This window comes from Stenotrophomonas testudinis (assembly GCF_024499815.1).
Lineage (GTDB): Bacteria > Pseudomonadota > Gammaproteobacteria > Xanthomonadales > Xanthomonadaceae > Stenotrophomonas.
The window spans coordinates 20,958-46,755 of sequence record NZ_JAMOKY010000004.1; the positions used below are offsets into that span (position 1 = coordinate 20,958).

General features: G+C 68.7%; 29 protein-coding genes. 17 read left to right on the top strand and 12 right to left on the bottom strand.

All coding sequences use genetic code 11. The annotated features are described in order from the left end of the window. Nucleotides 1–195: 195 nt before the first annotated feature. The 4 genes from NQ204_RS03810 (at nucleotide 196) to NQ204_RS03825 (ending at nucleotide 4,338) form a co-directional block, all read left to right on the top strand. Nucleotides 196–822, top strand: coding sequence for a response regulator (locus tag NQ204_RS03810; protein ID WP_116865391.1), 627 nt, complete (start codon nucleotides 196–198; stop codon nucleotides 820–822). Nucleotides 823–892: 70 nt separating this feature from the next. Then, nucleotides 893–1,597, top strand: coding sequence for a RadC family protein (gene radC, locus NQ204_RS03815; protein WP_256643122.1), 705 nt, complete (start codon nucleotides 893–895; stop codon nucleotides 1,595–1,597). Between the two features lie 128 nt (nucleotides 1,598–1,725). After that, entirely contained in the window at nucleotides 1,726–3,414 is a 1,689-nt protein-coding gene (gene argS / locus NQ204_RS03820) for an arginine--tRNA ligase (RefSeq protein WP_256643123.1), read from the top strand. Between the two features lie 21 nt (nucleotides 3,415–3,435). Continuing rightward, complete coding sequence (locus NQ204_RS03825; RefSeq protein WP_256643124.1) at nucleotides 3,436–4,338, top strand: SPOR domain-containing protein; 903 nt, start codon at nucleotides 3,436–3,438, stop codon at nucleotides 4,336–4,338. A 129-nt stretch (nucleotides 4,339–4,467) separates the two neighbouring features. On the opposite strand, the gene NQ204_RS03830 is transcribed toward NQ204_RS03825, so the two are convergent. Beyond that, nucleotides 4,468–5,220 carry an SDR family NAD(P)-dependent oxidoreductase gene (locus tag NQ204_RS03830; protein ID WP_116863197.1) on the bottom strand — a complete coding sequence of 251 codons (753 nt, stop codon included), beginning with the start codon at nucleotides 5,218–5,220 and terminating at the stop codon, nucleotides 4,468–4,470. 150 nt (nucleotides 5,221–5,370) lie between these two features. Then, a complete protein-coding gene (locus NQ204_RS03835; protein ID WP_256643125.1) occupies nucleotides 5,371–5,874 on the bottom strand; it encodes a hypothetical protein in 504 nt (167 codons plus the stop codon). Between the two features lie 84 nt (nucleotides 5,875–5,958). On the opposite strand from NQ204_RS03835, the gene NQ204_RS03840 reads away from it, so the two are divergent. Further along, a complete protein-coding gene (locus NQ204_RS03840; RefSeq protein WP_256643126.1) occupies nucleotides 5,959–6,426 on the top strand; it encodes a YehS family protein in 468 nt (155 codons plus the stop codon). Here the strand turns inward: NQ204_RS03840 and NQ204_RS03845 are convergent. Continuing rightward, the gene (locus NQ204_RS03845; protein ID WP_256643127.1) at nucleotides 6,395–7,282 is read right to left on the bottom strand and encodes a LysR family transcriptional regulator; all 888 of its coding nucleotides are present in this window, start codon (nucleotides 7,280–7,282) and stop codon (nucleotides 6,395–6,397) included. The two genes, NQ204_RS03840 and NQ204_RS03845, sit on opposite strands and share 32 nt — an antisense overlap. A gap of 157 nt (nucleotides 7,283–7,439) precedes the next feature. Between NQ204_RS03845 and NQ204_RS03850 the strand changes: the two genes are divergently transcribed. Next, on the top strand, nucleotides 7,440–8,588 hold the full coding sequence (locus NQ204_RS03850) for an MFS transporter (protein ID WP_305888284.1): 1,149 nt from the start codon (nucleotides 7,440–7,442) through the stop codon (nucleotides 8,586–8,588). Here NQ204_RS03850 and NQ204_RS03855 read toward each other — a convergent pair. Next, nucleotides 8,585–9,283 (bottom strand): TorF family putative porin, encoded by a 699-nt coding sequence (locus NQ204_RS03855; protein ID WP_116863193.1) that lies wholly within the window; start codon nucleotides 9,281–9,283, stop codon nucleotides 8,585–8,587. The two genes, NQ204_RS03850 and NQ204_RS03855, sit on opposite strands and share 4 nt — an antisense overlap. 187 nt (nucleotides 9,284–9,470) lie before the next feature. Between NQ204_RS03855 and NQ204_RS03860 the strand changes: the two genes are divergently transcribed. Beyond that, a complete protein-coding gene (locus tag NQ204_RS03860) occupies nucleotides 9,471–9,860 on the top strand; it encodes a DUF6165 family protein (protein ID WP_079224964.1) in 390 nt (129 codons plus the stop codon). Nucleotides 9,861–9,869: 9 nt separating this feature from the next. Here the strand turns inward: NQ204_RS03860 and NQ204_RS03865 are convergent, their stop codons facing one another. Further along, on the bottom strand, nucleotides 9,870–10,547 hold the full coding sequence (locus tag NQ204_RS03865; protein ID WP_116863192.1) for a response regulator transcription factor: 678 nt from the start codon (nucleotides 10,545–10,547) through the stop codon (nucleotides 9,870–9,872). 189 nt (nucleotides 10,548–10,736) lie between these two features. Further along, a complete protein-coding gene (locus NQ204_RS03870; protein WP_116863191.1) occupies nucleotides 10,737–11,309 on the bottom strand; it encodes an OmpO family porin in 573 nt (190 codons plus the stop codon). Nucleotides 11,310–11,595: 286 nt separating this feature from the next. Between NQ204_RS03870 and NQ204_RS03875 the strand changes: the two genes are divergently transcribed. Beyond that, nucleotides 11,596–11,955, top strand: coding sequence for a DUF1428 domain-containing protein (locus tag NQ204_RS03875; RefSeq protein WP_108767461.1), 360 nt, complete (start codon nucleotides 11,596–11,598; stop codon nucleotides 11,953–11,955). Nucleotides 11,956–11,983: 28 nt separating this feature from the next. Here NQ204_RS03875 and NQ204_RS03880 read toward each other — a convergent pair whose 3' ends face one another. Further along, entirely contained in the window at nucleotides 11,984–12,664 is a 681-nt protein-coding gene (locus NQ204_RS03880) for a hypothetical protein (RefSeq protein WP_256643129.1), read from the bottom strand. Between the two features lie 106 nt (nucleotides 12,665–12,770). Further along, entirely contained in the window at nucleotides 12,771–13,733 is a 963-nt protein-coding gene (locus NQ204_RS03885; protein ID WP_256643130.1) for a histone, read from the bottom strand. 447 nt (nucleotides 13,734–14,180) lie between these two features. On the opposite strand from NQ204_RS03885, the gene NQ204_RS03890 reads away from it, so the two are divergent. The 9 genes from NQ204_RS03890 (at nucleotide 14,181) to NQ204_RS03930 (ending at nucleotide 22,080) form a co-directional block, all read left to right on the top strand. Next, nucleotides 14,181–15,614, top strand: coding sequence for a Do family serine endopeptidase (locus tag NQ204_RS03890; RefSeq protein ID WP_256643131.1), 1,434 nt, complete (start codon nucleotides 14,181–14,183; stop codon nucleotides 15,612–15,614). Between the two features lie 101 nt (nucleotides 15,615–15,715). Then, nucleotides 15,716–16,078, top strand: coding sequence for a hypothetical protein (locus NQ204_RS03895; RefSeq protein WP_108767457.1), 363 nt, complete (start codon nucleotides 15,716–15,718; stop codon nucleotides 16,076–16,078). An 8-nt stretch (nucleotides 16,079–16,086) separates the two neighbouring features. After that, entirely contained in the window at nucleotides 16,087–16,557 is a 471-nt protein-coding gene (locus NQ204_RS03900) for a phage holin family protein (RefSeq protein ID WP_116863188.1), read from the top strand. Beyond that, nucleotides 16,554–17,000, top strand: coding sequence for a protein sip-5 (locus NQ204_RS03905; RefSeq protein ID WP_256643132.1), 447 nt, complete (start codon nucleotides 16,554–16,556; stop codon nucleotides 16,998–17,000). Before NQ204_RS03900 ends, NQ204_RS03905 begins: the two co-directional genes overlap by 4 nt. A 67-nt stretch (nucleotides 17,001–17,067) precedes the next feature. After that, nucleotides 17,068–18,174 (top strand): AI-2E family transporter, encoded by a 1,107-nt coding sequence (locus NQ204_RS03910; protein WP_256643133.1) that lies wholly within the window; start codon nucleotides 17,068–17,070, stop codon nucleotides 18,172–18,174. 31 nt (nucleotides 18,175–18,205) lie between these two features. After that, complete coding sequence (locus NQ204_RS03915; RefSeq protein ID WP_108767453.1) at nucleotides 18,206–18,928, top strand: HAD family hydrolase; 723 nt, start codon at nucleotides 18,206–18,208, stop codon at nucleotides 18,926–18,928. Between the two features lie 3 nt (nucleotides 18,929–18,931). Next, complete coding sequence (locus tag NQ204_RS03920) at nucleotides 18,932–20,299, top strand: leucyl aminopeptidase family protein (RefSeq protein WP_256643134.1); 1,368 nt, start codon at nucleotides 18,932–18,934, stop codon at nucleotides 20,297–20,299. Between the two features lie 141 nt (nucleotides 20,300–20,440). Next, nucleotides 20,441–21,547 carry a catalase family peroxidase gene (locus NQ204_RS03925; protein ID WP_256643135.1) on the top strand — a complete coding sequence of 369 codons (1,107 nt, stop codon included), beginning with the start codon at nucleotides 20,441–20,443 and terminating at the stop codon, nucleotides 21,545–21,547. Beyond that, nucleotides 21,544–22,080, top strand: a complete 537-nt coding sequence (locus NQ204_RS03930) for a cytochrome b (RefSeq protein WP_116863182.1) — start codon at nucleotides 21,544–21,546, stop codon at nucleotides 22,078–22,080. The genes NQ204_RS03925 and NQ204_RS03930 overlap by 4 nt, the downstream gene beginning before the upstream one ends. Before the next feature lie 84 nt (nucleotides 22,081–22,164). On the opposite strand, the gene NQ204_RS03935 is transcribed toward NQ204_RS03930, so the two are convergent. Genes NQ204_RS03935 through NQ204_RS03950 form a run of 4 tightly spaced genes read right to left on the bottom strand, consistent with a single transcriptional unit; the run spans nucleotide 22,165 to nucleotide 25,666 of the window. Then, complete coding sequence (locus NQ204_RS03935; protein WP_116863181.1) at nucleotides 22,165–22,767, bottom strand: response regulator transcription factor; 603 nt, start codon at nucleotides 22,765–22,767, stop codon at nucleotides 22,165–22,167. After that, a complete protein-coding gene (locus NQ204_RS03940; RefSeq protein ID WP_256643136.1) occupies nucleotides 22,764–23,978 on the bottom strand; it encodes a sensor histidine kinase in 1,215 nt (404 codons plus the stop codon). The genes NQ204_RS03935 and NQ204_RS03940 overlap by 4 nt, the downstream gene beginning before the upstream one ends. A 6-nt stretch (nucleotides 23,979–23,984) precedes the next feature. Then, nucleotides 23,985–24,761: an ABC transporter permease gene (locus NQ204_RS03945; RefSeq protein ID WP_256643137.1), complete on the bottom strand. Its 777-nt coding sequence runs from the start codon at nucleotides 24,759–24,761 to the stop codon at nucleotides 23,985–23,987. Continuing rightward, a complete protein-coding gene (locus NQ204_RS03950) occupies nucleotides 24,758–25,666 on the bottom strand; it encodes an ABC transporter ATP-binding protein (protein ID WP_256643138.1) in 909 nt (302 codons plus the stop codon). Before NQ204_RS03950 ends, NQ204_RS03945 begins: the two co-directional genes overlap by 4 nt. Nucleotides 25,667–25,798 lie beyond the last annotated feature (132 nt).

Here is a 25,798-nt window from a genome sequence, read left to right on the forward strand (position 1 = left end):
ACCCGATGGTCGGTAACGTCCCGGTACACAGCGCACATAGCGCGCAGCTATCAGCAGATGGAACTCAGGCTACATCGTTTTCCGGGTTGTCCCCTCTTCGATTCGGAACTTTCCTATACCTCAGCCGGCCGCCGCTTCCTCAGAATCACGGTTGGCCCCCTCGGGTGCGCCATCTGGTTTTCCGAGGAGTGCACCGTGCATCCGCGCATCATCATCGCCGACGACCATCCGGTCGTACTGCACGGCATCCGCATCGTGCTCGAACGCCACCAGATGTGCGTCACCGGCGCGGCCGCCGATGGCGCCGGGTTGCTCGACCTGGTCGCCCAGCAGCCCTGCCACGCGATCCTGACCGACCTTTCCATGCCCGGCACCGGGCCCGACGGCCCCGAGCTGCTGGAGACGCTGCGCCAGCAGCACCCCGCGTTGCCGGTGGTGGTGCTGACCGGCGCGCGCCACCCCGGGCTGCTGGATGGGCTGCTGCGCGATGGCGTGCAGGGTCTGGTGGACAAGAGCGCCGACTTCGCCGAACTGCCCCAGGCCCTGCGCGCGGTGATGGCCGGCAAGGTGTTCGTGTCCCACCAGCTGCGCCGCCTGCTGCAATCGCGCGATCTGCTGTTCCCCAGGCCGCAGGCGACGCTTTCGGCCCGCGAACAGCAGGTCGTGCAGCTGCTGGGCGCGGGCCTGAACGTGAATGCCATCGCCGAGCACATCGGCCGCAGCGCCAAGACCATCAGCCGGCAGAAGGCCGAGGCCATGCGCAAGCTGGGCCTGGACAACAACCAGGAGTTGTACGACTACCTGCAGGCCCAGCGCGGTTGAGGGATAGGCCGACCATCGCGGGCGGCAAATGCCGATGGCTGGCGGGCGCCGCAGCAGCGACCATGCAGCCATGTCCATCCACGACTGGCCACCCGAGGAACGCCCCCGCGAGAAGCTGCTGACGCGCGGGCCCACCGCCCTTTCCGATGCCGAACTGCTGGCCCTGTTCCTGGGCTCCGGCTTCGGCGGCCGCGATGCGGTGCAGACCGCGCGCGACCTGCTCGGCAGCCACGGTCCGCTGCGGGTGCTGCTGGACCGCCCCGCCGCCAAGCTGGCCCGCCTGCCCGGGTTGGGGCCAGCGCGCAGCTGCACGCTGGCGGCCGGGCTGGAGCTGGCCCACCGCTACCTGGCCGCCGAGCTGGCGCAGGGCGAAAGCGTGGGCGACAACCCGCTGGCGGTCGGCCGCTACCTGCAGCACCGGCTGCGCGGCCAGGCGCGCGAACTGTTCCTGGTGCTGTTCCTGGACAACCGGCACCGCCTGATCGCCTGCGAGGAGCTGTTCGCCGGCACCATCAACACCGCGCCGGTCTATCCCCGCGAGGTGGTGCGGCGGGCCCTGCTGCACAACGCCGCGGCTGTGATCCTCAGCCATAATCATCCCTCGGGCGACCCCGAGCCGTCCGGGGCCGATGCGCGGATCACCGACGAGCTGCAGCAGGCCCTGGCGCTGGTCGACATCCGCCTGCTGGACCACTTCGTCATTGGCGAGGGGCGGCCGGTTTCATTTGCTGAACGCGGCCTGCTGCCGCAGCACCCGCCGCGCCTGTTCGGCTGAGGCCGCTGGCCCCGCGGGCTTGGCCACTGGAGGTCGTGCGTCTTCACATGGGCAGGCCTCGGTCAGCGTACGCGCCGGCATCTGCGCTAAAATGGGCGATTCCGCCGCTCATTCTCACAGCAGGCCTCGTGAAAAATCTCCTCCGCGCCCTGATCAGCCAAGGCATCGAAGCCTTGCGCGCCAACGGCACCCTGCCCGCCGACTCCCTGCCGCCGGACTTCGTGGTCGAGCGCCCGAAGACCCGCGACCACGGCGACTTCGCCACCAATGCCGCCATGCTGCTGGCCAAGGCCGCGCGCAGCAACCCGCGCGCACTGGCCCAGGCGCTGGTCGACGCGCTGCCGCGCAGCGAGGACGTCAGCAAGGTCGAGATCGCCGGCCCTGGCTTCATCAACTTCCACCTGGCCCCGGCCGCGTACCAGCGCGAAGCCGCCTCGGTCATCAAGGAAGCCCACGACTACGGCCGCAACCTGTCCGGCAATGGCCGCACGGTGGGCGTGGAGTACGTGTCGGCCAACCCGACCGGTCCGCTGCATGTCGGCCATGGCCGCGCGGCGGCGATCGGCGACTGCGTGGCGCGCGTGCTCGATGCCAACGGCTGGAACGCCAAGCGCGAGTTCTACTACAACGACGCCGGCGTGCAGATCGAGAACCTGGCGCTGTCGGTGCAGGCGCGCATCAAGGGCATCGCCCCGGACCAGGACGGTTGGCCGGAAGGTGGCTACCGCGGTGAGTACATCGCCGACGTGGCCCGTGCCTACCTGGCCGGCGCCAGCGTCGACCTGGAAGGCACCATGGTGGTCGGCGCCAAGGATCCGGACGACATGACCGCGATCCGCCGCTTCGCCGTGGCCTACCTGCGCAACGAGCAGAACCTGGACCTGGCCGCGTTCGGCGTCGACTTCGACATCTACTTCCTGGAAAGCTCGCTGTACGCCGATGGCAAGGTGGCCGAAGCGGTCGCCAAGCTGCAGGCCTCGGGCCACACCTACGAGGAAGGCGGTGCGCTGTGGCTGCGCAGCACCGACTTCGGTGACGACAAGGACCGCGTGATGCGCAAGTCCGACGGCACCTTTACCTACTTCGTGCCGGACGTGGCCTACCACCTGTCCAAGTGGCAGCGTGGCTACGAGCGCGCGATCACCGAGCTGGGCGCCGACCACCACGGTTCGCTGGCCCGCGTGCGCGCCGGCCTGCAGGCGATGGAAGTGGGCATCCCGCAGGGCTGGCCGGAATACGTGCTGCACCAGATGGTCACCGTCATGCGCGGCGGCGAGGAAGTGAAGCTGTCCAAGCGTGCTGGCAGCTACTTCACCCTGCGCGACCTGATCGAGGAAGCCGGCCGCGATGCCACCCGCTGGTTCCTGATCGCGCGCAAGCCCGATTCGCAGCTGACCTTCGACATCGACCTGGCCCGCCAGCAGAGCAACGACAACCCGGTGTTCTACGTGCAGTACGCGCACGCCCGCGTCTGCAGCCTGCTGCGCCAGGCGCAGGACAAGGGCCTGGTGTACGACCAGGGCAACGGGCTGGGCAACCTCGGCCGCCTGGCCGACGACGCCTCGCTGCTGCTGATGAACGAAATCTCGCGGTACCCGGAAGTGGTCGAAGCGGCTGGCGTGGCGCTGGAACCGCACCTGGTGGCGCAGTACCTGCGTGAATTGGCGCACGCCTTCCACACGTGGTATCACGGGACGCCGGTGCTGGTGGACGACGCCACCGACCGCAATGCCAAGCTGACCCTGGCCTGCGCCGCGCGCCAGGTACTGGCCAATGGCCTCGACCTCCTGGGCGTCAGCGCCCCGGAAAAAATGTAAGTTTCAGGAGACGCAGTACACATGGCAGCACGACGCGGCAAAAGCCAGGCACGACGCAACAGCAGCAGCCAGGGCACCCCGGGATGGGTGTGGCTGGTCGCTGGTGTGGCCATTGCCGCAGTGGTGTTCCTGGCGGCGCCGAACCTGTTCAAGGGCGAAGGCGATGGCTTCCTGCGCGCCGGCCCGCAGCCGAACCCGAACGCGCAGCCGGCCCCGGTTGCCGATGCCGACAGCGATGTCGGCAGCCAGCCGGCGGAAGCGCCGGCCACGCCGAAGCCCGCTGAACCGGCCAAGCCGGCGGCCACGCAGTACGACTTCTACACCCTGCTGCCGGGCAAGGAAGTCGAGATGTCCGACGCCGAACTGGCCGCCAGCACGCGTGCCGAAGAACTGCGCCGGGCCAAGGCCGAGGCGCAGCGCGCGCAGGCGGCCCTGGAAGGCAAGCCGGTTCCGGCGGCTGCGGCTGCGGCTGCGGCTGCGGCACCGGCGGCGACCCCCAGCGTGGCCAGCACCACCCCGGGCACCAGCACGGCACGCCCGCTGCCGGCACCGCTGAGCGAACGCCCCGCGGCAGCCACGCCGTCGGCTTCGACGGCAGCACCGGCGGCCACCAGCACGGCGGCGACCACGCCGGCCCCGCGCGCGGAGGCTGCGCAGGCGGCTGCCGCGGCACCGGCCGCAGCGCCTGACAACACGCGCTACATCCTGCAGGCCGGCGCCTTCGGTGCGTCCGGCGATGCCGAGGCGACCAAGGCAAAGCTGGCGATGATGGGCCTGGCCGCGCGGGTGGAATCGGCGCAGATCAACGGCAAGACCGTGTACCGCGTGCGCATGGGGCCCTACGGCAGTGCCGGCGAGTTGTCCGAAGCCAAGCAGAAGCTGGATGGCACCGGCCTGCAGGCGATGGCGATCAAGGCGCAGTAAGCCGTTGCGGATGTGGATGAAAAAAGCCGGGCATTGCCCGGCTTTTTTGCTTTTGTAGAGTCGAGCCATGCTCGACTGCATTCAACGACAGTCGAGCATGGCTCGACTCTACAAAACGATGCGCCCCGGTCAGCCTTCGCGGGCGACCTGGAAACCGGCGAACGACTGGCTGACCGGCATCAGTTCGAGGCGATTGATGTTCAGGTGCGGCGGCAGCGTGGCAACCCAGAAGATCTGCTCGGCGATGTCTTCGGCGGTCATCGGGTTGGCGCCGGTGTAGAGCTTGTCCGAGGCGGCCTGGTCGCCGTGGGTGCGGACCACGGTGAATTCGGTTTCGGCCATGCCCGGCTCGATCGTGGTCACGCGCACGCCGGTGCCGTGCAGGTCCGAGCGCAGGCCCAGCGAGAACTGGCTGACGAAGGCCTTGGTGCCGCCATAGGCGTTGCCGCCCGGATACGGGTACACGCCGGCCACCGAGGAGATGTTGATGATCGCGCCCTTGCGCTCGACCAGCAGCGGCAGCAGGCGATGGGTCAGGGTCACCAGTGCGGTGATGTTGGTGTCGATCATGGTGGTCCAGTCCGACAGCCTGGCGCTCTGCGCCGGCGCGGTGCCCTGGGCCAGACCTGCGTTGTTCACCAGCAGGTCGATGTCACCGAAGGCCGGGGGCAGCGCCAGCAGCGCGGCTTCCATCGCCACCGGGTCGCGCACGTCGAACACGGCGGCGTGCACCACGTCCTTGCCATAGCGGTCGACCAGCGGCTGCAGGCGTTCGCCACGACGGCCGGTGGCGATCACTTTCCACCCGGCCTGGGCGAAGCGATGGACGGCGGCGGCGCCGAAGCCGGAGGTGGCGCCGGTAATCAGGACGGTGCGGGTCATGCAGACAACTCCGTGGGGAACCAGACCCCCATTCTGGCACCGTCGGCCGGTGACTGCGTTGCCCGATCAGGCCGGGTTGGCCAGGCTTGGGGGTCAGAGCCCTTTGCCTGCGGCAAAGGGATCCGACCCCGGCACGGGCCCCGCCAGGATTCAGCGCAGGCGGAACACCCGTGCCATGGGCAGGTCTTCGTCCACCTGCAGGAACCAGCGCCCGGCGATGCCCGGAATCACTTCGATCTGCGGCGCCTGCACGGTCTTGCGCAGCTTCATCTGGCCCTTCATCACCTGCCACTGCTGGCCATTGTCGAGGGTGAAGACGGTGCCCGGCTCCCAGCCGGCGACATCGCCCACCACCCGTGCCGTGACCGGGCCTTCTTCCAGGCCCAGGTGCATGGCGGCCGGGGCCGGCACGTTGGCTGGCAAGGGTGCTGCGGGCACCGCTGCCGCCGGCTGGGCTGCCAGGGCCGCCGACGCTGGCGCTGCGCGTTCCGCCTCGCGCAGCACCCGGTTCAGTGCCTGCAGCTGTGCCGGGCTCAGCCCTACTTCGGCCAGCTGGGCCGCGTTGAGGCGCTGCTCGACCGGCACGAAGCGGTCCTGGGCGGTGGCGGCAAAGCTGCTGGCGACCAGCAGGGCGGACAGAAGGAACCGGCGCATCGGCGAAGTCTCAGCGGAAGTGCGCACACTTTGCTACGACGGGATGACAGTCCGGTGACACACGCCGGGCCGGTACAATGGGCCATGATCAACAACGATGTACTGCGCAGCGTGCGCTACGCGCTGGACCTGGGCGACCACCACGTGGTGACCCTGTGCCAGATGGCCGACCCCGCCTTCGTGGTCGATACCGAGCAGGTCAAGGCCTGGCTGCGGCGCGACGACGAGGCCGGCTTCGAAGCGATGAACGACGGCGCGCTGGCGCACTTCCTGGATGGGCTGATCGTGCACCTGCGGGGTCGCGATGAGAGCCAGCCGCTGCGCGCGGTGGAAACCCGCATCGACAACAATGTGGTGCTGAAGAAGCTGCGCGTGGCCTTCCAGCTGCGCGACGTGGACCTGATGGAGATCTTCGCCAGCGTCGGCTTCAAGGTGTCCAAGTCCGAGCTCGGCGCGCTGTTCCGCCAGCCCGGCCACACCAATTACCGGCGCTGCCTGGACCAGATGCTGCGCAACTTCCTCAAGGGCCTGAGCCTGCGCGTGCGCGGCTGAGCACGGCCTCGACGAAGGCCCGCGCCGCCGGCGTGGGCAGGCGTTGCCAGGCCAGGTGCACGCGCCGGGTCGGGGTGGGCTGCAGCGGTATCCGCACCACCCCCTCGAACCCCTGCGCGATCAGCACAGGCACGATGCCCACCGCCAGGCCATGGCGGACGAAGCGCTCGATCAGCTCCATCTGGTTGACCTCGAAACGCACCTGATGTGGCAGGCCCGCCGCGGCGAATGCATCGTCGGTCTGCCGGCGCGCGCCGGTACCGCGCGCGAAATCCACCAGCGCCTCGTCCTGCAGCAGGGCCAGCGGCAACCGCGCCTGCCCGGACAGCCGATGCGTCGGCGCCACCACCGCCACCAGGTCCTCTTCCTGCAGCATCTGCTGGCAGACGCCATCCAGGCTGGCCGACGGTGCCAGCCCGACCAGGGCGACATCCAGTTCGCGCGCCTGCACCTGCGCGATCAGGGTTTCGCTCTTGTCCACGCGCAGCTGGAATTCCACCTGCGGGTAGGCCCGGCGGAAGGTGGCGAGGATGGCCACCACGTCGATGTCGGTGAGCGAGGAGATCTGCCCGATCGCCAGCGTGCCGCGCACCTCGCCGGTCACCGCCGCCACATCGGCTCGCAGGTGGCGCAGGCTGGCCAGCACCTGCCGTGCATGCACCAGCAGCGCCTCGCCGGCCGGCGTGATCCGCACCTGGCGCGGCAGGCGTTCGAACAGCGGCGTACCCAGTTCTGCTTCCAGGTGCGCGATCTGGTGGCTCAGCGCCGACTGCACCACATGGCAGCGCGCGGCCGCACGGGTGAAGTTGCCCTCTTCGGCCAGAGCCACGGCGAATTCAAGCTGCTTGAGGTTCATGCGGGCTGCCCCTGGCAACCATCTGAATTTAAGATGCCAAGGATGATGATGATTCATTTCCATCATCAATGCAGCAGGAGGACACTGTGCTCCCCACGTTCTGGAATGCCCTGTGAGCCCTTCCCTCCCCCCTCTGCACCGCTGGCAGGTGCTGCTGATGTCGGTGGCCACCGGCGTGGCGGTGGCCAGCAACTACTACGCGCAGCCGCTGCTGCACACCATCGCCGATGCCTTCGGCGTGCCCTTCGGCCAGATCGGGATGGTGGTGACCGCTGCCCAGCTGAGCTACGCCGCCGGCCTGATCCTGCTGGTGCCGCTGGGTGACCTGTTTGAACGCCGCCGCCTGATCGTGGTGATGAGCCTGCTCTCGGCCGGTGGCCTGGTCATCAGTGCCTGCGCGCCGTCGCTGGCCTGGCTGCTGGTGGGTACGGCCATCACCGGGTTGTTCTCGGTGGTGGCGCAGGTGCTGGTGCCGTTTGCCGCGACCCTGGCCGCGCCAGAACACCGGGGCCGCGTGGTCGGCACGCTGATGAGCGGGCTGCTGCTGGGCATCCTGCTGGCGCGCACCGTGGCCGGCCTGCTGTCCAGCCTGGGCGACTGGCGCCTGGTCTATGCCATCGCCGCTGCCGTGCTGGTGCTGACCGCACTGGCCCTGCAGCGCGGGCTGCCGCGCTTCCACCACACCGCCGGCCTGGGCTATTTCGCCCTGCTGCGCTCGATCGGCACGCTGTTCGTGCAGGAACCGGTGCTGCGCCAGCGCACCCTGCTGGGCGCGTGCAGCTTCGCCATGTTCGCCATCTTCTGGACACCGCTGGCCTTCCTGCTGGCACGGCCGCCGTATGAATACGGCGATGCCACCATCGGGCTGTTCGGGCTGGTGGGTGCCGCTGGCACGCTGGCGGCGGGGCTGGCCGGGCGCATGTCCGACCGTGGCCAGACCGGCCGCGCCACCGCCATCGCGCTGGCGATGCTGCTGCTCTCATGGCTGCCGCTGGGCCTGTCGACGCATTCGCTGCTGGCGCTGCTGGTGGGCGTGGTGGTGCTGGACCTGGCCGCGCAGCTGCTGCACGTGAGCAACCAGAACCTGATCTATGCGCTGCAGCCGAAAGCCCGCAACCGCCTCAACGCCGGCTACATGACCGGCTACTTCATCGGTGGCTCGCTGGGATCGTTGCTGTCGGCGCAGGTCTACCAGCACTTCGGCTGGACCGGCGTGTGCGTGGCCGGCGCGGCGGTAGCCGTGCTGGCCCTGCTCCTGTGGCTGCCTGGCGCGTGGCGTGCGCGCCAGGCAGCGGTGGCCCGCTAGAAACTGCCCTGCAGAGCCAGCTCCCAGCGCCCGCCGGCATTGCCGGGGAACAGCCGGCGCGCGGCATTGTCGGTGTCGTGCACGGTGGCACGCAGTTCCCACGCCGGTGCCAGGGTGGCGATGGCGCTGAGCTGGCCATGCAGGTAGTCCGGGCCCTGGGCGTCGGCCAGCCAGTAGTGGCCGACCGCCGCTTCCAGGCGAAAGCGGTCGTTCAAGGGCAGGCGTCCGCCCAGCTGCGCATAGGTGCCGCGATGCCCACCGGCCAGGGCATCGCTGGAATGGGCCAGCTGCAGCCACGCCCGCTGCTTCCAGCTGAGGGTGGCACCCAGTTCGGTCCAGTCCAGCGCGCGGCCGGTGCCCGGGTACAGGTAGCGGGTGACGTTGGCATCCAGGCTCCAGTCCTGCGCCAGCGCACCGGACCAGCCCGCCACCAGATCGAATTCACTGCGCGCACCGATATCCGGGGTAAACGACACGTTCGATCCCCACACGCTGGCATACAGGCCCGACGGCAGCGCCAGCTTCGCCCCGGCCTGCACCGCCGGGTCGCCCCCGGTCTGCGAGCTGCCGCGCCACACGTAATCGCTGGTCACCGCCATGTTGCCGTTGGCCTGCACCTGCGCCTGCGCGCTGCCGATGCCGAGCACGCCGGCCACCAGTGCGGCCACGGCCGCGCTCATCCCCTTGCTGTCCACTGCGTGGTGTTCCTCGTACAAGGCGGTCGTGCCGCCGGGACGGCAGTGTCGGCGGCGGGGCCGTAACGGATCGATGGCGCAGCGGCAGCGTTCGCGCAAAATCAACGTAAAGCGACCGGGCTCGACGAAAGCGAAGGGGCTCGACGGTTGCCGGGGTATCATGGCGCCCTGTTAAAAGGAGCCCTGCGTGGACGCCATCCTGACCCCGGTATCGATCGGCGAGCTGATCGACAAGATCACCATCCTCGAGATCAAGGCCGAGCGCATCGACGATGCCGCCAAGCTGGCCAATGTACGCACCGAACTGGACGGCCTGCTGCCGTTGCTGCAGCAGCAGCTGCAGGCGCAGCCGGCGCTGGGCGCGCTGCGCACCCAGCTCAAGGCCATCAACGAACGCATGTGGGACATCCAGGACCAGCTGCGCGACAAGGAAGCGGCGCAGGTGTTCGATGATGCGTTCATCCAGCTGGCACGCGGTGTCTACGGCACCAATGGCGAGCGCATCGTGGTGAAGAACGAGATCAACCGCGTGGCCGGCTCGGCGCTGGTGGAAGAAAAGCAGTACCAGGGCGAGTAAGCCCCTGCGTCAGCCGCATTCGAGCAGGTGGCGGATGCGGAACAGCTCGCCATCGCTGTGGATGCCCAGCTTCTGGTAGGCGGCTTTCTTCTGCGTGCTGATGGTGCTGGCCGAGCGCTGGAAGCGGCGCGCCACTTCACCGGTGCTGCAGCCCTGCAGCACCAGCCCCAGCACTTCACGTTCGCGCCGGCTGAGCGGCGTCAGCGTGGGCGCAGGCGCGCGCCGGGTGCGCGAGCGGCTGAGCTGGGTGCGCAGCTCCGGTGGTACGAAGCGGCCACCGCGGGACACCGTATCCAGCGCGCGCAGCAGCATCTCCGGCGACGTCGCCTTGGACAGGAAGCCGCGCGCACCGGCCTGCATGGCCGTGGCCACCGTGCTGGCATTGCAGTGGGCCGACAGCACCAGCACCGGCAGGCGCGGCCAGCGCTGCGTCAGTTCGCGCAGCAGCGCCAGGCCATCGCCGAGGTCGCCCAGCGGCAACGCATCGATCACCAGCAGATCCACCGCGTGCGGGTCCTGCTGCAGCAGCATGAGCAGGGGCGCTTCGTCAGCGAAGCTGGCACAGACCTGCACGCCGCTGTGCTGGCTCAACAGCACTTCCAGGCCCAACCGCAGGACCGGATGCGGATCCATCAACGCCAGCCGGCGCGGCCGATCAGGGAGCAGGGGAGGAAGCGCAGGTGACATTGCGGCGGGTCCTGTTGGACAGGACCTTCATCCTGGGACCGCACCTGCAGCAGCGGAATCCAATTTCTTGCAATGCCGCAAACGACACGGTGGGCAGTCACCTGTCGTTCCGCTTTGTCAGAACGCAACAGGCCCGGCAATGCCGGGCCTGTTGGTGCATCTCCAGCGCGTGGACGCGCCGTGCAGCAGTTACCAGCTGAAGCGCGGACCGACGGTGTATTCCTTGTCGCCGTGGCGGTTCATCTTCAGCTCGCCGTTCAAGCCCCAGTTCTGGTTGAGCTTGACCTGGCCACCCAGGCGGCCGTACCACTGGCCGTCCAGATCCACGCCGTGCTTCTTCGAATAATCTTCGTAACCCACCAGGCCGTAGACTTCGGCGTGCGGACCGAAGGCGGTGCGGACACCGGCTTCAGCGCTATAGCCGTTGAGATCCAGGCCGTGCTTCTGGTCGAACTTCTGGTAGGCGACGCGGGCAACGAAGTCGCTCGACGGTGCGATCTCGACGTTGTAGCCGGCACCGACCTTCCACTGGTCGACCTTGATGTTGGTGTGGTCGACTTCCTGGCGGCTGTACTCACCGAAGGCATGGAAGTTCGGCAGGAAGCCGTAGGAACCCTTGACGCCCCAACCGTCGGCCTTGACGCCATCAACGTCGGTCTTGGCGTAGTCGGCTTCAGCGTAGTTGTAGGACAGGTTCTCGGCGGCCGAGGCAGTGAACGGCAGGGCAGCGGCCAGCGCCAGGGCAATCAGCGAATTCTTCATGGGGGTACACCTTTTCTTTCTTATGTTGTGCAGCAGCGCCAGGGCGCCATCGCATCGGGAATGTAAATTCTCCGTTATTCGCCACAACGCTCCCTGAAAACAGCGACCTTCGCATTGCTGAATTTTTTGGCTTGATTCAGGCAGCCTCAGGCATACGCGCGCGGTCGCGAACGCAGCTGTGGCGTGATCGCCGCGTATTCACTGCATGGTTGTCGATTTCCCCCACGCCGGTTCGTCGGGTCATTGAAGGCCGTGCATGTGCCACGGCCCACCTCGGAGGCAAGCGATGAGTTACATCGATGGTTTCGTCCTGGCGGTGCCCACTGCCAACAAGGAAAAATTCCTCGCCCACGCGCGCAGCGGCGACGTGGTGTTCATCGAGTACGGTGCCCTGCGCGTGGTCGAGTGCTGGGGCGATGACGTGCCGCACGGCAAGACCACCGACTTCTTCGGCGCGGTGAAGGCCACGCCGGATGAGACGGTGGTGTTCTCCTGGATCGAGTGGCCGGACAAGGCCACCCGCGATGCCGGCATGAAGAAGATGATGGAAGACCCGCGGCTGGATCCGGCACAGAATCCGATGCCGTTCGACGGTGCGCGGATGATCTACGGCGGCTTCGTTCCGATCTACGAACTGACCGCCTGAGTACCGATGGCACGGGCCGGGCGCGCGCTCAGCGCGCGTCCGTGTCCTCACTGCCCGCCGCTTGGCCGGCGCCCAGCGCGGCGCCAGCCCCCAGGCCCAGGCCTCCCATGCCGCCGCCCATGCCACCTCCGCCGCGGCCGCCCTTGGCATCGCCGTCGTTGCGTGCCTTGCCGCTGGCACCACCGCTGCCACTGGGCCGGGTCGGCCCCTGCGGCGGAATGCGCAGATCGGTTGGGATCGGTGCGAGGTCGAGGGCTTCGCGCACGAAGTCACGCAGCGACACCACCAGTTCGTGGGTGTGCACCGGTCGGCCCTGTGCCAGTTCCTCGGCCGCGCGAGCCGCCAAGCGCACCTGTTCGTCGGTGCCCAGCAGCAGGATGTCCGACAGGGCGGCCTCCACGGCATCGCGGATGCGCCGGGCACGGTCCGAGCCGGGCTCGGCGATGCCTTGTTCGGCTTCGCGCTGGCGCAGGTCGCGGCGATGGGTGGGGTCCACGCCCAACTCACCGGTGAACGAACCGCTCAAGGTCTTGTAGGCCGCCATCAGCGTGCGCAGGCGTTCGTTGATCTGCCGGTTCTCGCGCTCGCGGCGCTGCTGCAGGGTCTGCATCACCAGCAGGCGGATGCCCACGCCCAGCAGGGTGATGAGGACCAGGCCGGCCAGGGTGGAGAGCACGCCCTGCCAGGAACTGAAATCGATACCGCGCATGCCCGGGGCTCCAGCGGGAAGAAACTGCATCCTGCCGCAAAGCGCGCCCCTGAAATGCGAAAGGCCCTCCCGCCCGGGGGCGGAAGGGCCTTCTGTCACCGCGCGATTACTTGCGCTTGGCGGCCTTGCGCACGGCCTTGGCCGGAGTCTTCTTGGCAGCGGCCTTCTTGGCGACGACCTTCTTGGCCGGTGCCTTCTTGGCGGCAACCTTCTTCAGCGGCGCAGCCTTCTTGGCCACGGCCTTCTTGGCGACGGCGACCTTCTTGCCGACAACCTTCCTGGCAGCGGCGGTCTTCCTGGTGGCAACCTTCTTGGTGGCTGCAACCTTCTTGCCGACGACCTTCCTGGCAGCGGCGGTCTTCTTGGTGGCGACCTTCTTGGTGGCGGCAACCTTCTTGCCGACAACCTTCTTCGCAGCCACAGCCTTCTTGCCGGCAACCTTCTTGCCGGCAACCTTCTTGGCGGCAACGGTCTTCTTGGCCACGGCCTTCTTGGCGGTGGCGACCTTCTTGCCGACTACCTTCTTGGCGGCCGCGGTCTTCTTGGCAACGGTCTTCTTGGCAACGGTCTTCTTGGCAACGGTCTTCTTGGCAACGGTCTTCTTGGCGACGGCAGCCTTCTTGGTGGCGGCCTTCTTCACGGTGGCGACCTTCTTGCCGGCAGCCTTGGTGGCGGCCTTGGTGGTCTTCTTGGCCGCAGCAGCCTTCTTGGTCACAGCCTTGCCGGCAGCAGCCTTCTTCTTGGCCACTTCCTTCTTCAGGGCAGCGGCTTCGGCCTTGGCGTTCTTCTTGGCCGTTTCCAGCTTCTGCTTCGCCTTGGCGACGGTCTTACCGACGGACTTGGCAGCCTTCTCGGCCTTCTTGGCAACGGTCTTCTCGACCTTGGCCACGGCCTTCTTGGCCTTGGCAACGCGGGTACCGGCAGCCTTGGTGGCGCGCTTGACGGTCTTCTCGACCGACTTCACGGCGTCTTCGGCGGCGTGGGCGATGGTCTCGCCAACGTTGGCGGCGGTTTCTTTAACGTTCTCGACGGCGTCGGTCACGACCGACACACCATTACCGTTGCTCATGTTGCCCTCCTGGGGGCCTGGATTGTCAAAACGGGGCGATGCTATACCGACATTGTCCATCGTGGAACGGGGCGCACATATTCAATCGCACCGGATGCGACGGACCTGGTGTAGGCGAACACCAGCGCCGGACCGAGCTGCATTCAGAAAACCCCTTTATTTAAGTGCTACGCGATGATGGGTGTTTGTTCGCACCCCGCCTGCGGGCCACGGCGCATCGCAGAACAACAAGCTGCGTGCCAAGCGGCATCGCAACGCCAGGATGCGCCGAACTGCGCAAGTATCCGAACGTGTCGGCACGCGGCGGAGGCACGCCTGCAGGGTCGACATGCGCGTCGCGAGCCGGGCTTTTTTCATGGGCCATTTATCCGGACCGCGACACACTCATTCAGCTTGTTCTACCGTATAGCCCTACGGCCCCACTCCACCGCCTGCGAACCGACTCCCATGCGACCGCTTCCCACTCTGCTCACGCTCGCAATCGCTGCTGCCTTCGGCGGCTTCGTCGCCACCGGCATCAACGCCCATCTGGACAACCGCGCCGATGCGGCGCCGCTGCCCGCTGCGCTGCCGACCAGTGCCGCGTTGCCGGCGGCGGTGGCCGGGCAGGCCGTGCCGTCGCTGGCGCCGATGCTGGAAAAGGCCATGCCGGCCGTGGTCAGCGTCAACACCAAACAGGTGGTGCGGGTCCGCAATCCGTTCTTCAACGACCCGTTCTTCCGCCGCCTGTTCCCCGACGTGCCGCAGGAACGCATCAACGAGTCGCTCGGTTCGGGCGTCATCATCGACGCCAGCGAAGGCCTGGTGCTGACCAACCACCACGTCATCGACAACGCCGACGACGTGCAGGTGACCCTGGCCGACGGGCGCACGGTGAAGGCCGAGTTCCTCGGCTCGGACCGCGATACCGACATCGCCCTGATCCGCATCCCGGCGCAGAACCTCACCGACATCAAGCTCGGCAACAGCGACCAGCTGCGGGTGGGCGACTTCGTCGTGGCCATCGGGAACCCGTTCGGTTTCAGCCAGACGGTGACCTCGGGCATCGTCTCGGCGGTGGGCCGCACCGGCATCCGCGGGCTCGGCTACCAGAACTTCATCCAGACCGATGCGTCGATCAACCCGGGCAATTCCGGCGGCGCGCTGGTCAACCTGCAGGGCCAGCTGGTCGGCATCAATACCGCCAGCTTCAATCCGCAGGGCAGCATGGCCGGCAACATCGGCCTGGGCCTGGCCATTCCCTCCAACCTGGCACGCAGCGTGGTCGACCAGCTGGTCAAGCATGGCGTGGTGGTGCGCGGCACGCTGGGCGTGGAAGCGCAGAACCTGAGCGCGCAGATCGCCCAAGGCCTGGGCCTGGGTGAAACGCGCGGTGCGCTGATCACCCGTGTGCTGGCCGGTTCGGCCGCCGCTGCCGCCGGGCTGAAGCCGGGCGATGTGGTGGTGTCGGCCAATGGCCAGCGCGTGGACAGCGCCGAAGCCCTGCACAACGTCGAAGGCCTGGCGGCGGTCGGCAGCGTTCTGGCGCTGGATGTGCGCCGCGAAGGCAAGGCGGTGCAGGTCAAGGCCACGCTGAAGGAACAGGCACGCTCGGTGACCGGCGACAGCCTGGACCCGCGCCTGACCGGCGCCACTTTCACCGACCTGCCCGAGTCGCTGCGCCAATCCGGCGTGGGCGGCGTGCTGGTCAGCGAGGTCAAGCGCGGCAGCCGCGCGGCCAGCAACGGCCTGCAGCAGGGCGACATCATCACCGAGGCCACGGTGGGCGAATTCGCCGACCTGGCCAGCTGGCGGGCCAACTTCCAGCAGCGCCCGGCCAATCTGGTGCTGCGCATCCTGCGCAACAACGGCCAGCAGCAGGGCCAGCTGGTGATGCGCTGATCGCCCCGCCGTAACACCCCCTATACCCGGCCGATGCTATTGCTGTACGCCCCATCGGCCGAACGCCTCGTTCGTCCCCCCATCGCAACAGGAGTGATTCGATGAGCCCCACCAATACCGAGAACCTGAAGGAACACCTGGGTGAAGCCGGTTCCCACCTGAAGCAGGCCGCCAGTGCTGCCGGCGGTGCGATCAAGGGCGCTTCCGGTGCTGCGACCGACGAACTGCGCATCGGCAAGGCCAACGTCAAGGCCGAACTGTCCGACAGCGCGCTGTCCGGCCTGGCCGCCGCTGAATTCGGCGGTGCCGCTGCCAAGGAACAGGTCGATGCACTGATGGACAAGGGCAAGGACCTGGTCGACAGCGCCGCCGAGCTGATCCGTGAGCGTCCGCTGGCGTCGTTCGGTGTGGCCTTTGCCGCCGGCTGGCTGATCGCCAAGCTGGCCAGCAGCAGCGACAAGTAAGCTGCGGCGTGAGCGAAGAGACCACGCAAGCACCCGATCCGGCGGCCACCCCGCCGCTGGACGAGAGCATCCGCCAGGTCGGCGCGGCCGGTAAGGCCGCCGCCGATTCGGCGAAGCATTCGCTGCGTTCGCTGCGGCGGTTGGCTTCGGCCGACTTCGCGCTGGCCCGCAGCGCATTCGGCCGCGCCTTGGCCTGGGCCGGGGTCGGCATCGTGTTCGGTGCCTCGGCCTGGTTGTTGATGGCCGCCACCCTCATCGCCCTGCTGCAGAGCTGGGGCCTGAGCTGGTTGCAGGCCCTGCTGATCACTTCGCTGCTCAGCCTGGCCGTCACCGGCTACGCCATCTGGCGGGTGTCCTACTTCTTCCACCACACCGGCATGCACGCCACGCGGCGCCAGCTGTCGAAGCTGGGCCTGTTCGACGAGCCCAGCGAAGACGACCCCGATGCCGATGTGCAGATTCCGGAGGGCAAGCCATGAAGTTCGGTGCGCTGCAGCGGCGGGTCAAGCGCTGCGAACAGGTGATGGCCGTGCGCATGGCCGAAACCGAGGACAGCTGGACCGTGCTCAGCCAGGTCTGGCGGCAGGGCTGGTCGCCGCTGCGCATCATCACCGTCGGCCTTGCCGGCGGTTTCCTGGCCGGCAAGCTGGAATTACCGGGCAAGCTCAACGGTGCACGCTGGCTGCAGATGATCGGTTCGGTATCCAACCTGTTTGCCAGCGGCCAGGCGGCATTTGCCGCCGCGATGGCCGCTCACGCGGCCGATACGGCGGATGAAGCGGCCGACCAGGCCGACGAAGCCGCCGAGCAGATGGCCCCGCAGGCCGCTGCCCGCCAGGCTCCGCGACCGGCAGCCGCTCCCGAACCGGAACTGCGCGAACCGCAGCCGGCCGAAGCGGCCACTGACGTCTCCGAACGTTGACTCCACACACCCGCCGCGTTGATCGCGGCGGGCGGATAATGGGCCTCCTTTCCCGGTCGGTGCGTCAATGAGCGAGTCTCTGCTGTCCCATGTGGCCCCCGAACCGGAAAGCAAGGCGACCCTGCCGCCGCCCTCGCGCCCGCGCGGGCCGATGTCGCTGGTGGTGCTGGCCACCCTGGCCGTTGCCTTCACCCTGTGGGCCGCGCAGGACATCATCCTGCCGGTGCTGCTGGCGATGTTCTTCGCCCTGGTCGGCAACCCGATCCTGCGCGTCCTGCGCCGGCTGTGGATCCCGCGCGCCATCGGTGCGCTGCTGATCCTCGGCACCGGCCTGGGGGTGACCGCCTCGCTCGGCGTGCAGCTGATCGGCCCGGCGATGGACTGGGCCCAGGAAGCACCGCAGCAGCTGCGTAAGGTCGCCCGCCAGGTGCAGGACCTGACCAAGCCCGTGCAGCAGGCCAACCAGGCGGCGGAGAATTTCGCGCGCGTCGCCGGTGGCGAGAGCAACCGCAGGATCCAGGTCATCCGCACGCAGCTGGACGACCCTTATCGTGTGCTGACCCGGGCGCCGAAGCTGGCCGCCTCGGTGCTGGCGGTGGTGCTGCTCACCCTGTTCTTCATGATCTATGGCGAAAGCCTGCAGCGCGCGGCCATCGCCCTGTTCCCCAACCGCCAGCAGCAGCGCTTCACCACCGACATCCTGCGTTCTATCGAACGCGAGGTCTCCCGTTACGTACTCACCATCAGTGTCATCAACACACTGGTGGGGCTGGTGTTTGCCGGCGTGCTGATGCTGCTCGGCATCGGCCTGCAGGAGGCGCTGCTGTGGGGCACGGTGGCGGCGCTGCTGAATTTCGCGCCGTACGTGGGCCCGCTGATCGGCGTGGCGATGATGCTGTTGATGGGCTTCGTCGAGTTCCGCGATCCGCTGCAGGCCCTGCTGCCGGCCGCCGCCTACCTGGGCCTGCATACGCTGGAAGGGCAACTGGTGACCCCGATCGTGCTCGGCCGGCAGATGAAGCTGTCGCCGCTGGTGCTGATCCTGGCCCTGATGGTGTTCGGCTGGGCGTGGGGCATGGTCGGCCTGCTGCTGTCGGTGCCGCTGCTGGTCTGCATCAAGCTGGTGCTGGCGCGGCTGGAGGGCATGCAGGGCTGGGCGCGGCTGCTGGAATGAAAGCCCCGGCGGGCAGGCGTAGAATGGCCGGGTGAAATTTCCAGTCCAAGCCATCACCCTCGACCTCGACGACACGCTGTGGCCGTTCGCGCCGATCGGCGCCCGCATCGACGTGGTCCTGCACGAATGGATGTGCGAGCACAGCCCCGCCACCGCCGCCATGTACCCGGTGGCGGCCATGCGCGAACTGCGCGAGCGCTCCTTCCGCGACAACCCGCAGCTGCACTTCGACCTGAGCGCGCTGCGCCGGCTGACGATCCAGGAGGCGCTGCAGAACAGCGGCGCCAGCCTGGACCTGCTGGAGCCGGCCTACGAAGTGTTCTATGCCGCGCGCAACCAGGTCGAGTACTACCCCGACGCACTGGAGGCCCTGGCGCGCATCGCCGCGCGGGTACCGGTGGCGGCGCTGAGCAACGGCAACGCCGACCTGGAACGGATCGGCCTGTCGCATCTTTTCGCCTTCCAGCTGGGCGCGCGCGAACATGGCGCGGCCAAGCCGGAGCCCAGCATCTTCCATGCCGCCTGCGACCGCCTGGGTGTGGCGCCAGCGCAGGTGCTGCACGTGGGCGACCATATCGAGATGGACGTGGCCGGGGCGATCACCGCCGGCCTGCGCGGCTGCTGGATCAACCGCGACGCTGCCACCTGGACCCATCCGCAGCTGCAGCCGGACCTGCAGTTCGACACCCTTACCGGCCTGGCCGACTGGTTGGACGCCAACCTCGATGCCGCCGACGAACACCGGAGTAACTGACGCATGAGCGAGATCACCGGCTTCACCGCCACCGCCACCGCCGCACTGCCGCTGCACGTGCTGGACCGCGAGCAGTACGCCAGCTGGAAGGCCGCCCAGCCGGTCGCCCAGCAGGCATGGCTGGACGCACAGGGCTTCACCGCCGCCGGCCACAGCGTGGCCCTGCTGCCGGGCGCCGACGGCCTGGCCGGTGCAGTGATCGGGGTCGGCGACCGTGCCGATGCCTACGCCTATGCGCATGCCCCGCACGCCCTGCCCGAAGGCAGCGTGTGGCAGCTGGTCACCGAGCTGCCGGCCGCCGAACAGGCGCTGCTGCAGCTGGGCTGGGGCCTGGGCAGCTACCGCTTCGACCGTTACCGCAAGCGCAACCGTGCACCGGCGCAGCTGCTGGCCAGCCCGTCGGCGGAAGTGGCCGACCTGATCGCCGCCAGCCTGCGCGTGCGCGACTGGGTCAACACCCCGACCGAAGACATGGGCCCGCAGCAGCTGGAAGACGCCGCGCGTGCGCTGGCTGACGCCCACGGTGCGCAGGTCGAAGCGATCACCGGCGATGAACTGCTGAAGCAGAACTTCCCGGCCATCCATGCGGTGGGCCGTGCCTCGCACCGTGCGCCGCGCCTGATCGTGCTGCGCTGGGGCAAGGACAGCGACCCGGCGCTGGCGCTGGTCGGCAAGGGCGTGTGCTTCGATACCGGCGGCCTGGACATCAAGCCGGCCGACGGCATGCGCAACATGAAGAAGGACATGGGCGGTGCCGCCCACGCGCTGGCCCTGGCCGGGCTGGTGATGGCCCAGCAGCTGCCGGTGCGCCTGACCCTGCTGATTTCTGCGGTGGAAAATGCGATCGGCCCCGATGCCTTCCGCCCGGGCGAGATCATCGCCACGCGCAAGGGCCTGAGCGTCGAGATCGACAACACCGATGCCGAAGGCCGCCTGGTCCTGTGCGACGCGCTGACCTTCGCCGGCGAGCAGAAGCCCGACCTGGTGCTGGACTTCGCCACCCTGACCGGTGCCGCCCGCATCGCGCTGGGCCCGGACCTGCCGGCCCTGTTCAGCAACGACGACACCGTCGCCCAGCAGTGGCTGCAGGCCGGCGATGAAACCCGCGACCCGGTGTGGCGCATGCCGCTGTGGCGCCCGTACCTGCGTTACCTGAGCAGCGGCGTGGCCGACCTGGCCAACGCCGGCTCGCGCATGGCCGGCTCGGTGACCGCCGCGCTGTACCTGGAGCGTTTCCTGGAAAACGACCAGCGCTGGGCGCACCTGGACGTCTACGCTTGGAACGACGGCGAGCGCCCCGGCCGTCCGGCCGGTGGCGAGGCCCTGGCCCTGCGTTCGGCCTGGGCGATGCTGAAGGCGCGTTACGCCTGATGGAGACGCCGGGCCCTGCCCGGCGCGTCCTCCTGCCGGGGCCGGCAAATCTGACGAAAAATTGAATTTCGGCCCCGGTCGGGTTCTGCGAGGATGTGCGGGTCGACCACCCACACGATCCGTGAAGGCAGGAACCCGACCATGTCGCTCTTCCGCTACACCCGCGCCGGCCAGACGCCCGGCGCACCGCGCACGCATTCCCCGTTGCCCTGGATCGCCCTGATCGCCCTGATCCTGGGCGGCGCCGCGCTGGCCTTCGCCTGGCTGGCCGGCTGGATCGGCAACCGCCTCACCGCGCAGCGTTTCACCGACACCATCGAAGCCACCGGCCCGGCCCATCCAGGCTTCCGCCGTGCGCACAGCAAGGGCATCTGCGTGAGCGGCTGGTTCAAACCCAGCGCGCAGGCGCCCACCCTGTCCAGCGCGCGGGTGTTCTCGCAGGCGCGCGTGCCGGTGATGGGCCGCCTGTCGATCGGTGGCGGCGACCCGTACGGCGCCGACAACACCGCGCGCGTGCGCAGCATGGCGGTGCAGATGGTCAGCGACGACGGCCAGGAATGGCGCATGGCGATGAACAGCTTCCCGTTCTTCGCCGTGCCCGACGCCGAAGCGTTCTACGAGCAGACCCGCGCCTCCATTCCCGACCCGGCCACCGGCAAGCCCGACCCGCAGAAGATGGCCGCCGTACTGGCCAGATACCCCAGTGCGCAGGCCTTCCAGCAATGGGCGAAGACCGCGCCGTGGACCAGCAGCTGGGCCGATACCACCTACAACAGCGTCAACAGCTTCTGGTTCACCAACGCGCAGGGACAGAAGCGCGCGGTGCGCTGGCGCTGGCAGCCGCTGGCGCCGGTGGTGCAGATGGATGCGGAAACGCGCAAGCAGGCCAGCGTCGATTTCCTCAGCCAGGAACTGCAGCAGCGCCTGGCCAAGGGCCCGGTGCAGTGGAACCTGATGGTCAGCACCGCCGCGCCCGGCGATGCCATCGACGATCCGTCGACGCCGTGGCCCGACTCGCGCGAGCAGGTAGTGGCCGGCGTGCTCAGCCTGGACCGCATGCAGTCGCAGGAGGAAGGCGCCTGCGGCCAGATCAACTTCGACCCGTTGATCCTGCCCAGCGGCGTGCACGGCAGTGACGACCCGATCCTGGCCGCACGCTCGGCCGTGTACTCGCAGTCCTTCAACCGCCGCGAACGCGAGCGCGCCGCCGGCAACGTCGAACAACCGAAGAAGGAGGCCGCACGATGAGTACCGGCAACGGCCACTTCAACCTGCTCGCGCGCATCCTGCACTGGACCATGGCGGTGATGATCCTGGCCATGCTGTTCGTCGGCGTGACCATGGTCGCCTCGCTGCACCTGCGGCCGATGCTGATCGACCTGCACCGCCCGCTGGGCATCGCCATCCTCGTGCTGGTGCTGCTGCGACTGTACAACCGCCTGCGCCACCGCCCGCCACCGCTGCCGGCCGACCTGCCGGTGTGGCAGGCGCTGGCGGCGAAGGCATCGCACTGGATGCTGTACGGGCTGATGCTGGCGATGCCGCTGATCGGCTGGGCGATGCTGTCGGCCGGCGGCTACCCGATCACCCTGTGGGGCGGCCTGCACCTGCCGCCGATCGTGCCGCACACCCCTGCGCTGTATGCCGCCCTGCGCAACGCGCACAGCCTGCTGGCGTATGTGTTGTTCGCCACGGTGCTGATGCACGTGGGCGCGGCGCTGTTCCACCTGTGGGTGCGCCGCGATGGCGTGTTCCAGGCGATGGCGCGCGGGAAGGATTGAGCAGGGCCGGCAATCGGTAGCGCCCGAGCCCATGCTCGGGCGGCGGCGCGCAGCGACGAACAGCAGCCGAGCATGGGCTCGGCTCTACAACCAGCCCTTCTGCCGGGCCAGCCGGTACGCCTCGATGCGGTTGGCCACGCCCAGCTTGCCGATGCATTCGGACAGGTAATTGCGCACCGTGCCGTGCGACAGCCCCAGCTGCTCGGCAATCTCGCTGGCCGTGCGGCCCTCACCGGCCAGGCGCAGCACGCGGCGCTCGCGGTCGGTCAGTGGATCGGCCTGCGACCAGGCGTCCATCGCCAGCTGCGGGTCGATCGCACGGATGCCCTGCTGCACCTTGCGCAGCGCTTCGGCGAGATTCTCTGCCGGGGCATCCTTCAACAGATAGCCCAGCACTCCCGCTTCCAGCGCGCGGCGCAGGAAACCGGCGCGGGCGAAGGTGGTCACGATGACGACCTTGATCGGCAGTTCGTGGCGGGCGATGCGCTGGGCCAGCTCGAGGCCGGTCAGGCCGGGCATCTCGATGTCGGTCACCAGGATGTCCGGCTGCAGCTGCTGTAGCATGCGCCAGGCGGTTTCGCCATCGGCGGCGCTGCCCAGCACCTCGATGTCCGGCTCCAGGCTTAGCAGCGCCGACAGCGCGCCGCGCACCATGGCCTGGTCCTCGGCCAGCAGGATGCGGATCATGCCGCACCGTCCTGTGCCAGCGAGGCCGACGGGACCGGTGTCGTGGCGGCTGCCAACGATACGCGCACGCTCAACACGGTGCCCTCGCCCCTGCCCGACCGCACCTGCAGCTGGCCGCCCAGCGCGGCCACGCGCTCGCGCATGCCGCACAGGCCATTGCCTTCGGCCTGCAGGCCGCCCCGTCCGTCATCGCGTATCTGCATCACCAGCTGCCGTCCTTCCTGCATGAATTCCACCCGCGCCTGGGTCGCCTGCGCATGGCGCACGATATTGGTGGCCGCCTCGCGCAGCACCAGGGCCAGGCCGCGCTCCACCTCCACCGGCATCGGTGGTGGCACCGTGTAGTGCAGGTGCACCTGCTGGCATTCCAGCAGCAGCCGCGCCGAGGCCAGCTCGCCGGCCAGATCGCTGGCGCGTATACCGGTGACCGCACTGCGCACCTGCGCCAGTGCCTCGCGGGCGATGGCCTCGGCCTCGCCGATCTCCTGCCGCGCACGCGCGTCATCGCGGTCGTACAGCTTGCGCGCCAGTTCCAGCTTCAGCGTGATCAGCGACAGCGTGTGGCCGAGCAGATCGTGCAGGTCACGGCCGATGCGCTCGCGCTCGGCCGTGGTCGCCAGCCGCCGCACTTCCTCCTGCGACAGCTGCAGGGCCACATCGCGCTGCTGGCTCAACGCCTCCACGTTCACCACGAGACCGACGATGAAGGACACCGCCGGCATCCACACCAGCGCCTGCCACGGGTAGCCGAAGTACAGCGCGGCCGAGCAGAACACGATGTTCAATCCGGTCAGCTGCAGCAGGTACATCCACCAGCCGCTGCGGCCGCTCATGCGCATCAGCACGCAGCCGAACACGAAGTAGCTCAGGCCGGACGGGTACCAGGGCAGCAGCACCAGCGACAGCGCGACCATCGCCAGCGCATAACGCGGGCCGTGGTGGCGCGGCGCCAGCATCACCCGTGCATACAGGAACAGGAACAGCGGATAGCTGGCCAGGGTGAGGAACAACCAGCGCAGGGTGAAGCCATTGCCCAGCGCGGGCGTCAGGAAGATCCACACCGACCACAGCAGGTGGATCGCACCGCTCCACGGGGATTTGCCGCGCCGCAACTGGTCGGCCACGGCCGAATCCGGCGCGGGGCGCAGCAGGGAGGCAAGCCAGCTCGACGGCACGGGCGGATCCAGGCGGGGACGTTCGCTGCCGATCATGCCAGTTCAGCCGACCCGGCGCAGGCGGCGACGCGCCAGCAGCAGTGCCACCACGGTCACGCCCAGCAGCACCAGCAGATGCCCGGCGAGGCTGCCTGCCGCAGGCAGCCCGACCACCGGCAGCGCCAGCTGCGCCAGGTGCCAGGTCGGCCACAGCGGCGCCATCGTCGAGAACAGCTTGGGCAGCGCCGCCAGCGGCAGCCACAGGCCCGAGAGCAGGGCCAGCGGCAGGTACACCAGGTTGACCATTGCCGGGGCCGCGCTGGCACTGACATGGCTGCCGATCAGCTGGCCGATGGCGCCCAGCGGCAGGGCCGCCAGTGCGGCCACGGCCAGCAGCTGCAGGATCTGCCGCACCTGCAGATGCACGCCGCCCAGGGTACTGGCCGCGGTGACCAGCAGGCCCGCCACCAGCAGCGCGAACATCACCGCCATCGCCAGCCGTGCGAGCAACGGTGCCGCCGCCGGCATCGGCAGCGCGCGCTTGAGGGTCAGCAGGCCGCCTTCGCGGTCGAGTGCCAGCTGCACGCCGAAGCCGAACAGGGCCGGCGCCATCGCGCCGAACACGCAGTAGGTGGCCAGCAGGTACAGCGGCGCGTGGCCACGCCCCAGCAGCACGCCGAACAACAGGTAGAACAGCACCGGGAACAGCAGCGAGGGCACCGCGAAGGCCGGAGTGCGCCAGGCCCGGCGCAGCTCGGCCTGCAGCTCGGCGATGTAGGGGCGCAGGGCGGCACGCACGGAGGCGCGCGGCGCGGCGAGGGTACGGGTCACGGTGTTCATGCGGCCTCCCGGGTCATGTCGAGGAAGGCGTCGGCCAATGCCGCGCCCTGTACTTCCAGTTCCTGCAGTCGTGCATCGGCGGCCAGCAGGCGCGCCACCACCGGTTCGGCCGGGCTGGCCAGCAGCTGCAGGTACGCACCGTCGCGCTGCACCTGCTGCACGCCCTGCCAGTGCTGCACTTCTTCCACCGCCAGGCTGCTGCGGCAGCGGATGCGCCGCGGCCGGTCGGCCAGTCGCAGCTCGGCCAGCGGCGCATCGGCCAGCACGCGGCCCTGTTCCAACACCACCACCTGCTGCGCCAGGGCTTCGGCCTCCTCCAGGTAGTGGGTGGTCAGCAGCACGCCGCAGCCTTCGGCCACCAGCTGCCGGATCGCCTGCCACATCACCTGCCGCGCCTGGATGTCCAGGCCGGTGGTAGGCTCATCGAGGAACAGCACACGCGGGCGCCCACACAGCGCGATGGCGAACTGCACCGTGCGCTGCTGGCCACCGGACAGCTGCCCATAGCGGCGGCGGGCCAGATCCTGCAGGCCGGCGCGCTGCAGGACCTCGGCCAGCGGCATCGGATCGGGATAGCAGGCGCTGGCCTGCGCCACCAGTTCATCCACCTGCAGCATCGGCGGCAGGGTGGTGCTCTGCAGCATCACGCCCAGCCCCACGCGGCTGGCGCGCTGCTGCGGATCACCGCCGAGCAGTTCGACCTGCCCGGCATCGGCGCGGCGCAGGCCCAGCAGCACGCTGATCGCGGTACTCTTGCCAGCACCGTTGCGGCCCAGCAGGGTCAGGACCTGGCCGGCACGCACCTGCAGGTCGATGCCCTGCAGTGCGGCATGGCCGGCGTAATGCACCTGCACCTGGTGCAGGCGGGCCAGCGGGGCCGTAGTGGGAGCTGCGGTCGGATCCATGGGTGCGGTACCGGTAGCGGGGACGTTGCCATCCTGTGCTGCCCCGGTCACGTTTCGCAGTGGCCGCCGTCAGCTACATCGGGTGACAGCTGTCACTGCCATCCCGCCCCGTGCCACCTGCATGCTGTGCCG

Bases quoted from the DNA above. Each gene is read 5' to 3' on its own strand.
- NQ204_RS03925 (WP_256643135.1), top strand. From the start codon at position 20,441: ATGTCGCTCTTCCGCTACACCCGCGCCGGCCAGACGCCCGGCGCACCG.
- NQ204_RS03890 (WP_256643131.1), top strand. From the start codon at position 14,181: ATGCGACCGCTTCCCACTCTGCTCACGCTCGCAATCGCTGCTGCCTTC.
- NQ204_RS03950 (WP_256643138.1), bottom strand. From the start codon at position 25,666: ATGGATCCGACCGCAGCTCCCACTACGGCCCCGCTGGCCCGCCTGCAC.
- NQ204_RS03920 (WP_256643134.1), top strand. From the start codon at position 18,932: ATGAGCGAGATCACCGGCTTCACCGCCACCGCCACCGCCGCACTGCCG.
- NQ204_RS03830 (WP_116863197.1), bottom strand. From the start codon at position 5,220: ATGACCCGCACCGTCCTGATTACCGGCGCCACCTCCGGCTTCGGCGCC.
- NQ204_RS03935 (WP_116863181.1), bottom strand. From the start codon at position 22,767: ATGATCCGCATCCTGCTGGCCGAGGACCAGGCCATGGTGCGCGGCGCG.
- NQ204_RS03905 (WP_256643132.1), top strand. From the start codon at position 16,554: ATGAAGTTCGGTGCGCTGCAGCGGCGGGTCAAGCGCTGCGAACAGGTG.
- NQ204_RS03880 (WP_256643129.1), bottom strand. From the start codon at position 12,664: ATGCGCGGTATCGATTTCAGTTCCTGGCAGGGCGTGCTCTCCACCCTG.
- NQ204_RS03835 (WP_256643125.1), bottom strand. From the start codon at position 5,874: ATGCGCCGGTTCCTTCTGTCCGCCCTGCTGGTCGCCAGCAGCTTTGCC.
- NQ204_RS03930 (WP_116863182.1), top strand. From the start codon at position 21,544: ATGAGTACCGGCAACGGCCACTTCAACCTGCTCGCGCGCATCCTGCAC.
- radC (WP_256643122.1), top strand. From the start codon at position 893: ATGTCCATCCACGACTGGCCACCCGAGGAACGCCCCCGCGAGAAGCTG.
- NQ204_RS03910 (WP_256643133.1), top strand. From the start codon at position 17,068: ATGAGCGAGTCTCTGCTGTCCCATGTGGCCCCCGAACCGGAAAGCAAG.
- NQ204_RS03865 (WP_116863192.1), bottom strand. From the start codon at position 10,547: ATGTCACCTGCGCTTCCTCCCCTGCTCCCTGATCGGCCGCGCCGGCTG.
- NQ204_RS03840 (WP_256643126.1), top strand. From the start codon at position 5,959: ATGATCAACAACGATGTACTGCGCAGCGTGCGCTACGCGCTGGACCTG.
- NQ204_RS03875 (WP_108767461.1), top strand. From the start codon at position 11,596: ATGAGTTACATCGATGGTTTCGTCCTGGCGGTGCCCACTGCCAACAAG.
- NQ204_RS03845 (WP_256643127.1), bottom strand. From the start codon at position 7,282: ATGAACCTCAAGCAGCTTGAATTCGCCGTGGCTCTGGCCGAAGAGGGC.
- NQ204_RS03940 (WP_256643136.1), bottom strand. From the start codon at position 23,978: ATGATCGGCAGCGAACGTCCCCGCCTGGATCCGCCCGTGCCGTCGAGC.
- NQ204_RS03825 (WP_256643124.1), top strand. From the start codon at position 3,436: ATGGCAGCACGACGCGGCAAAAGCCAGGCACGACGCAACAGCAGCAGC.
- NQ204_RS03885 (WP_256643130.1), bottom strand. From the start codon at position 13,733: ATGAGCAACGGTAATGGTGTGTCGGTCGTGACCGACGCCGTCGAGAAC.
- NQ204_RS03870 (WP_116863191.1), bottom strand. From the start codon at position 11,309: ATGAAGAATTCGCTGATTGCCCTGGCGCTGGCCGCTGCCCTGCCGTTC.
- NQ204_RS03945 (WP_256643137.1), bottom strand. From the start codon at position 24,761: ATGAACACCGTGACCCGTACCCTCGCCGCGCCGCGCGCCTCCGTGCGT.
- NQ204_RS03850 (WP_305888284.1), top strand. From the start codon at position 7,440: ATGTCGGTGGCCACCGGCGTGGCGGTGGCCAGCAACTACTACGCGCAG.
- NQ204_RS03895 (WP_108767457.1), top strand. From the start codon at position 15,716: ATGAGCCCCACCAATACCGAGAACCTGAAGGAACACCTGGGTGAAGCC.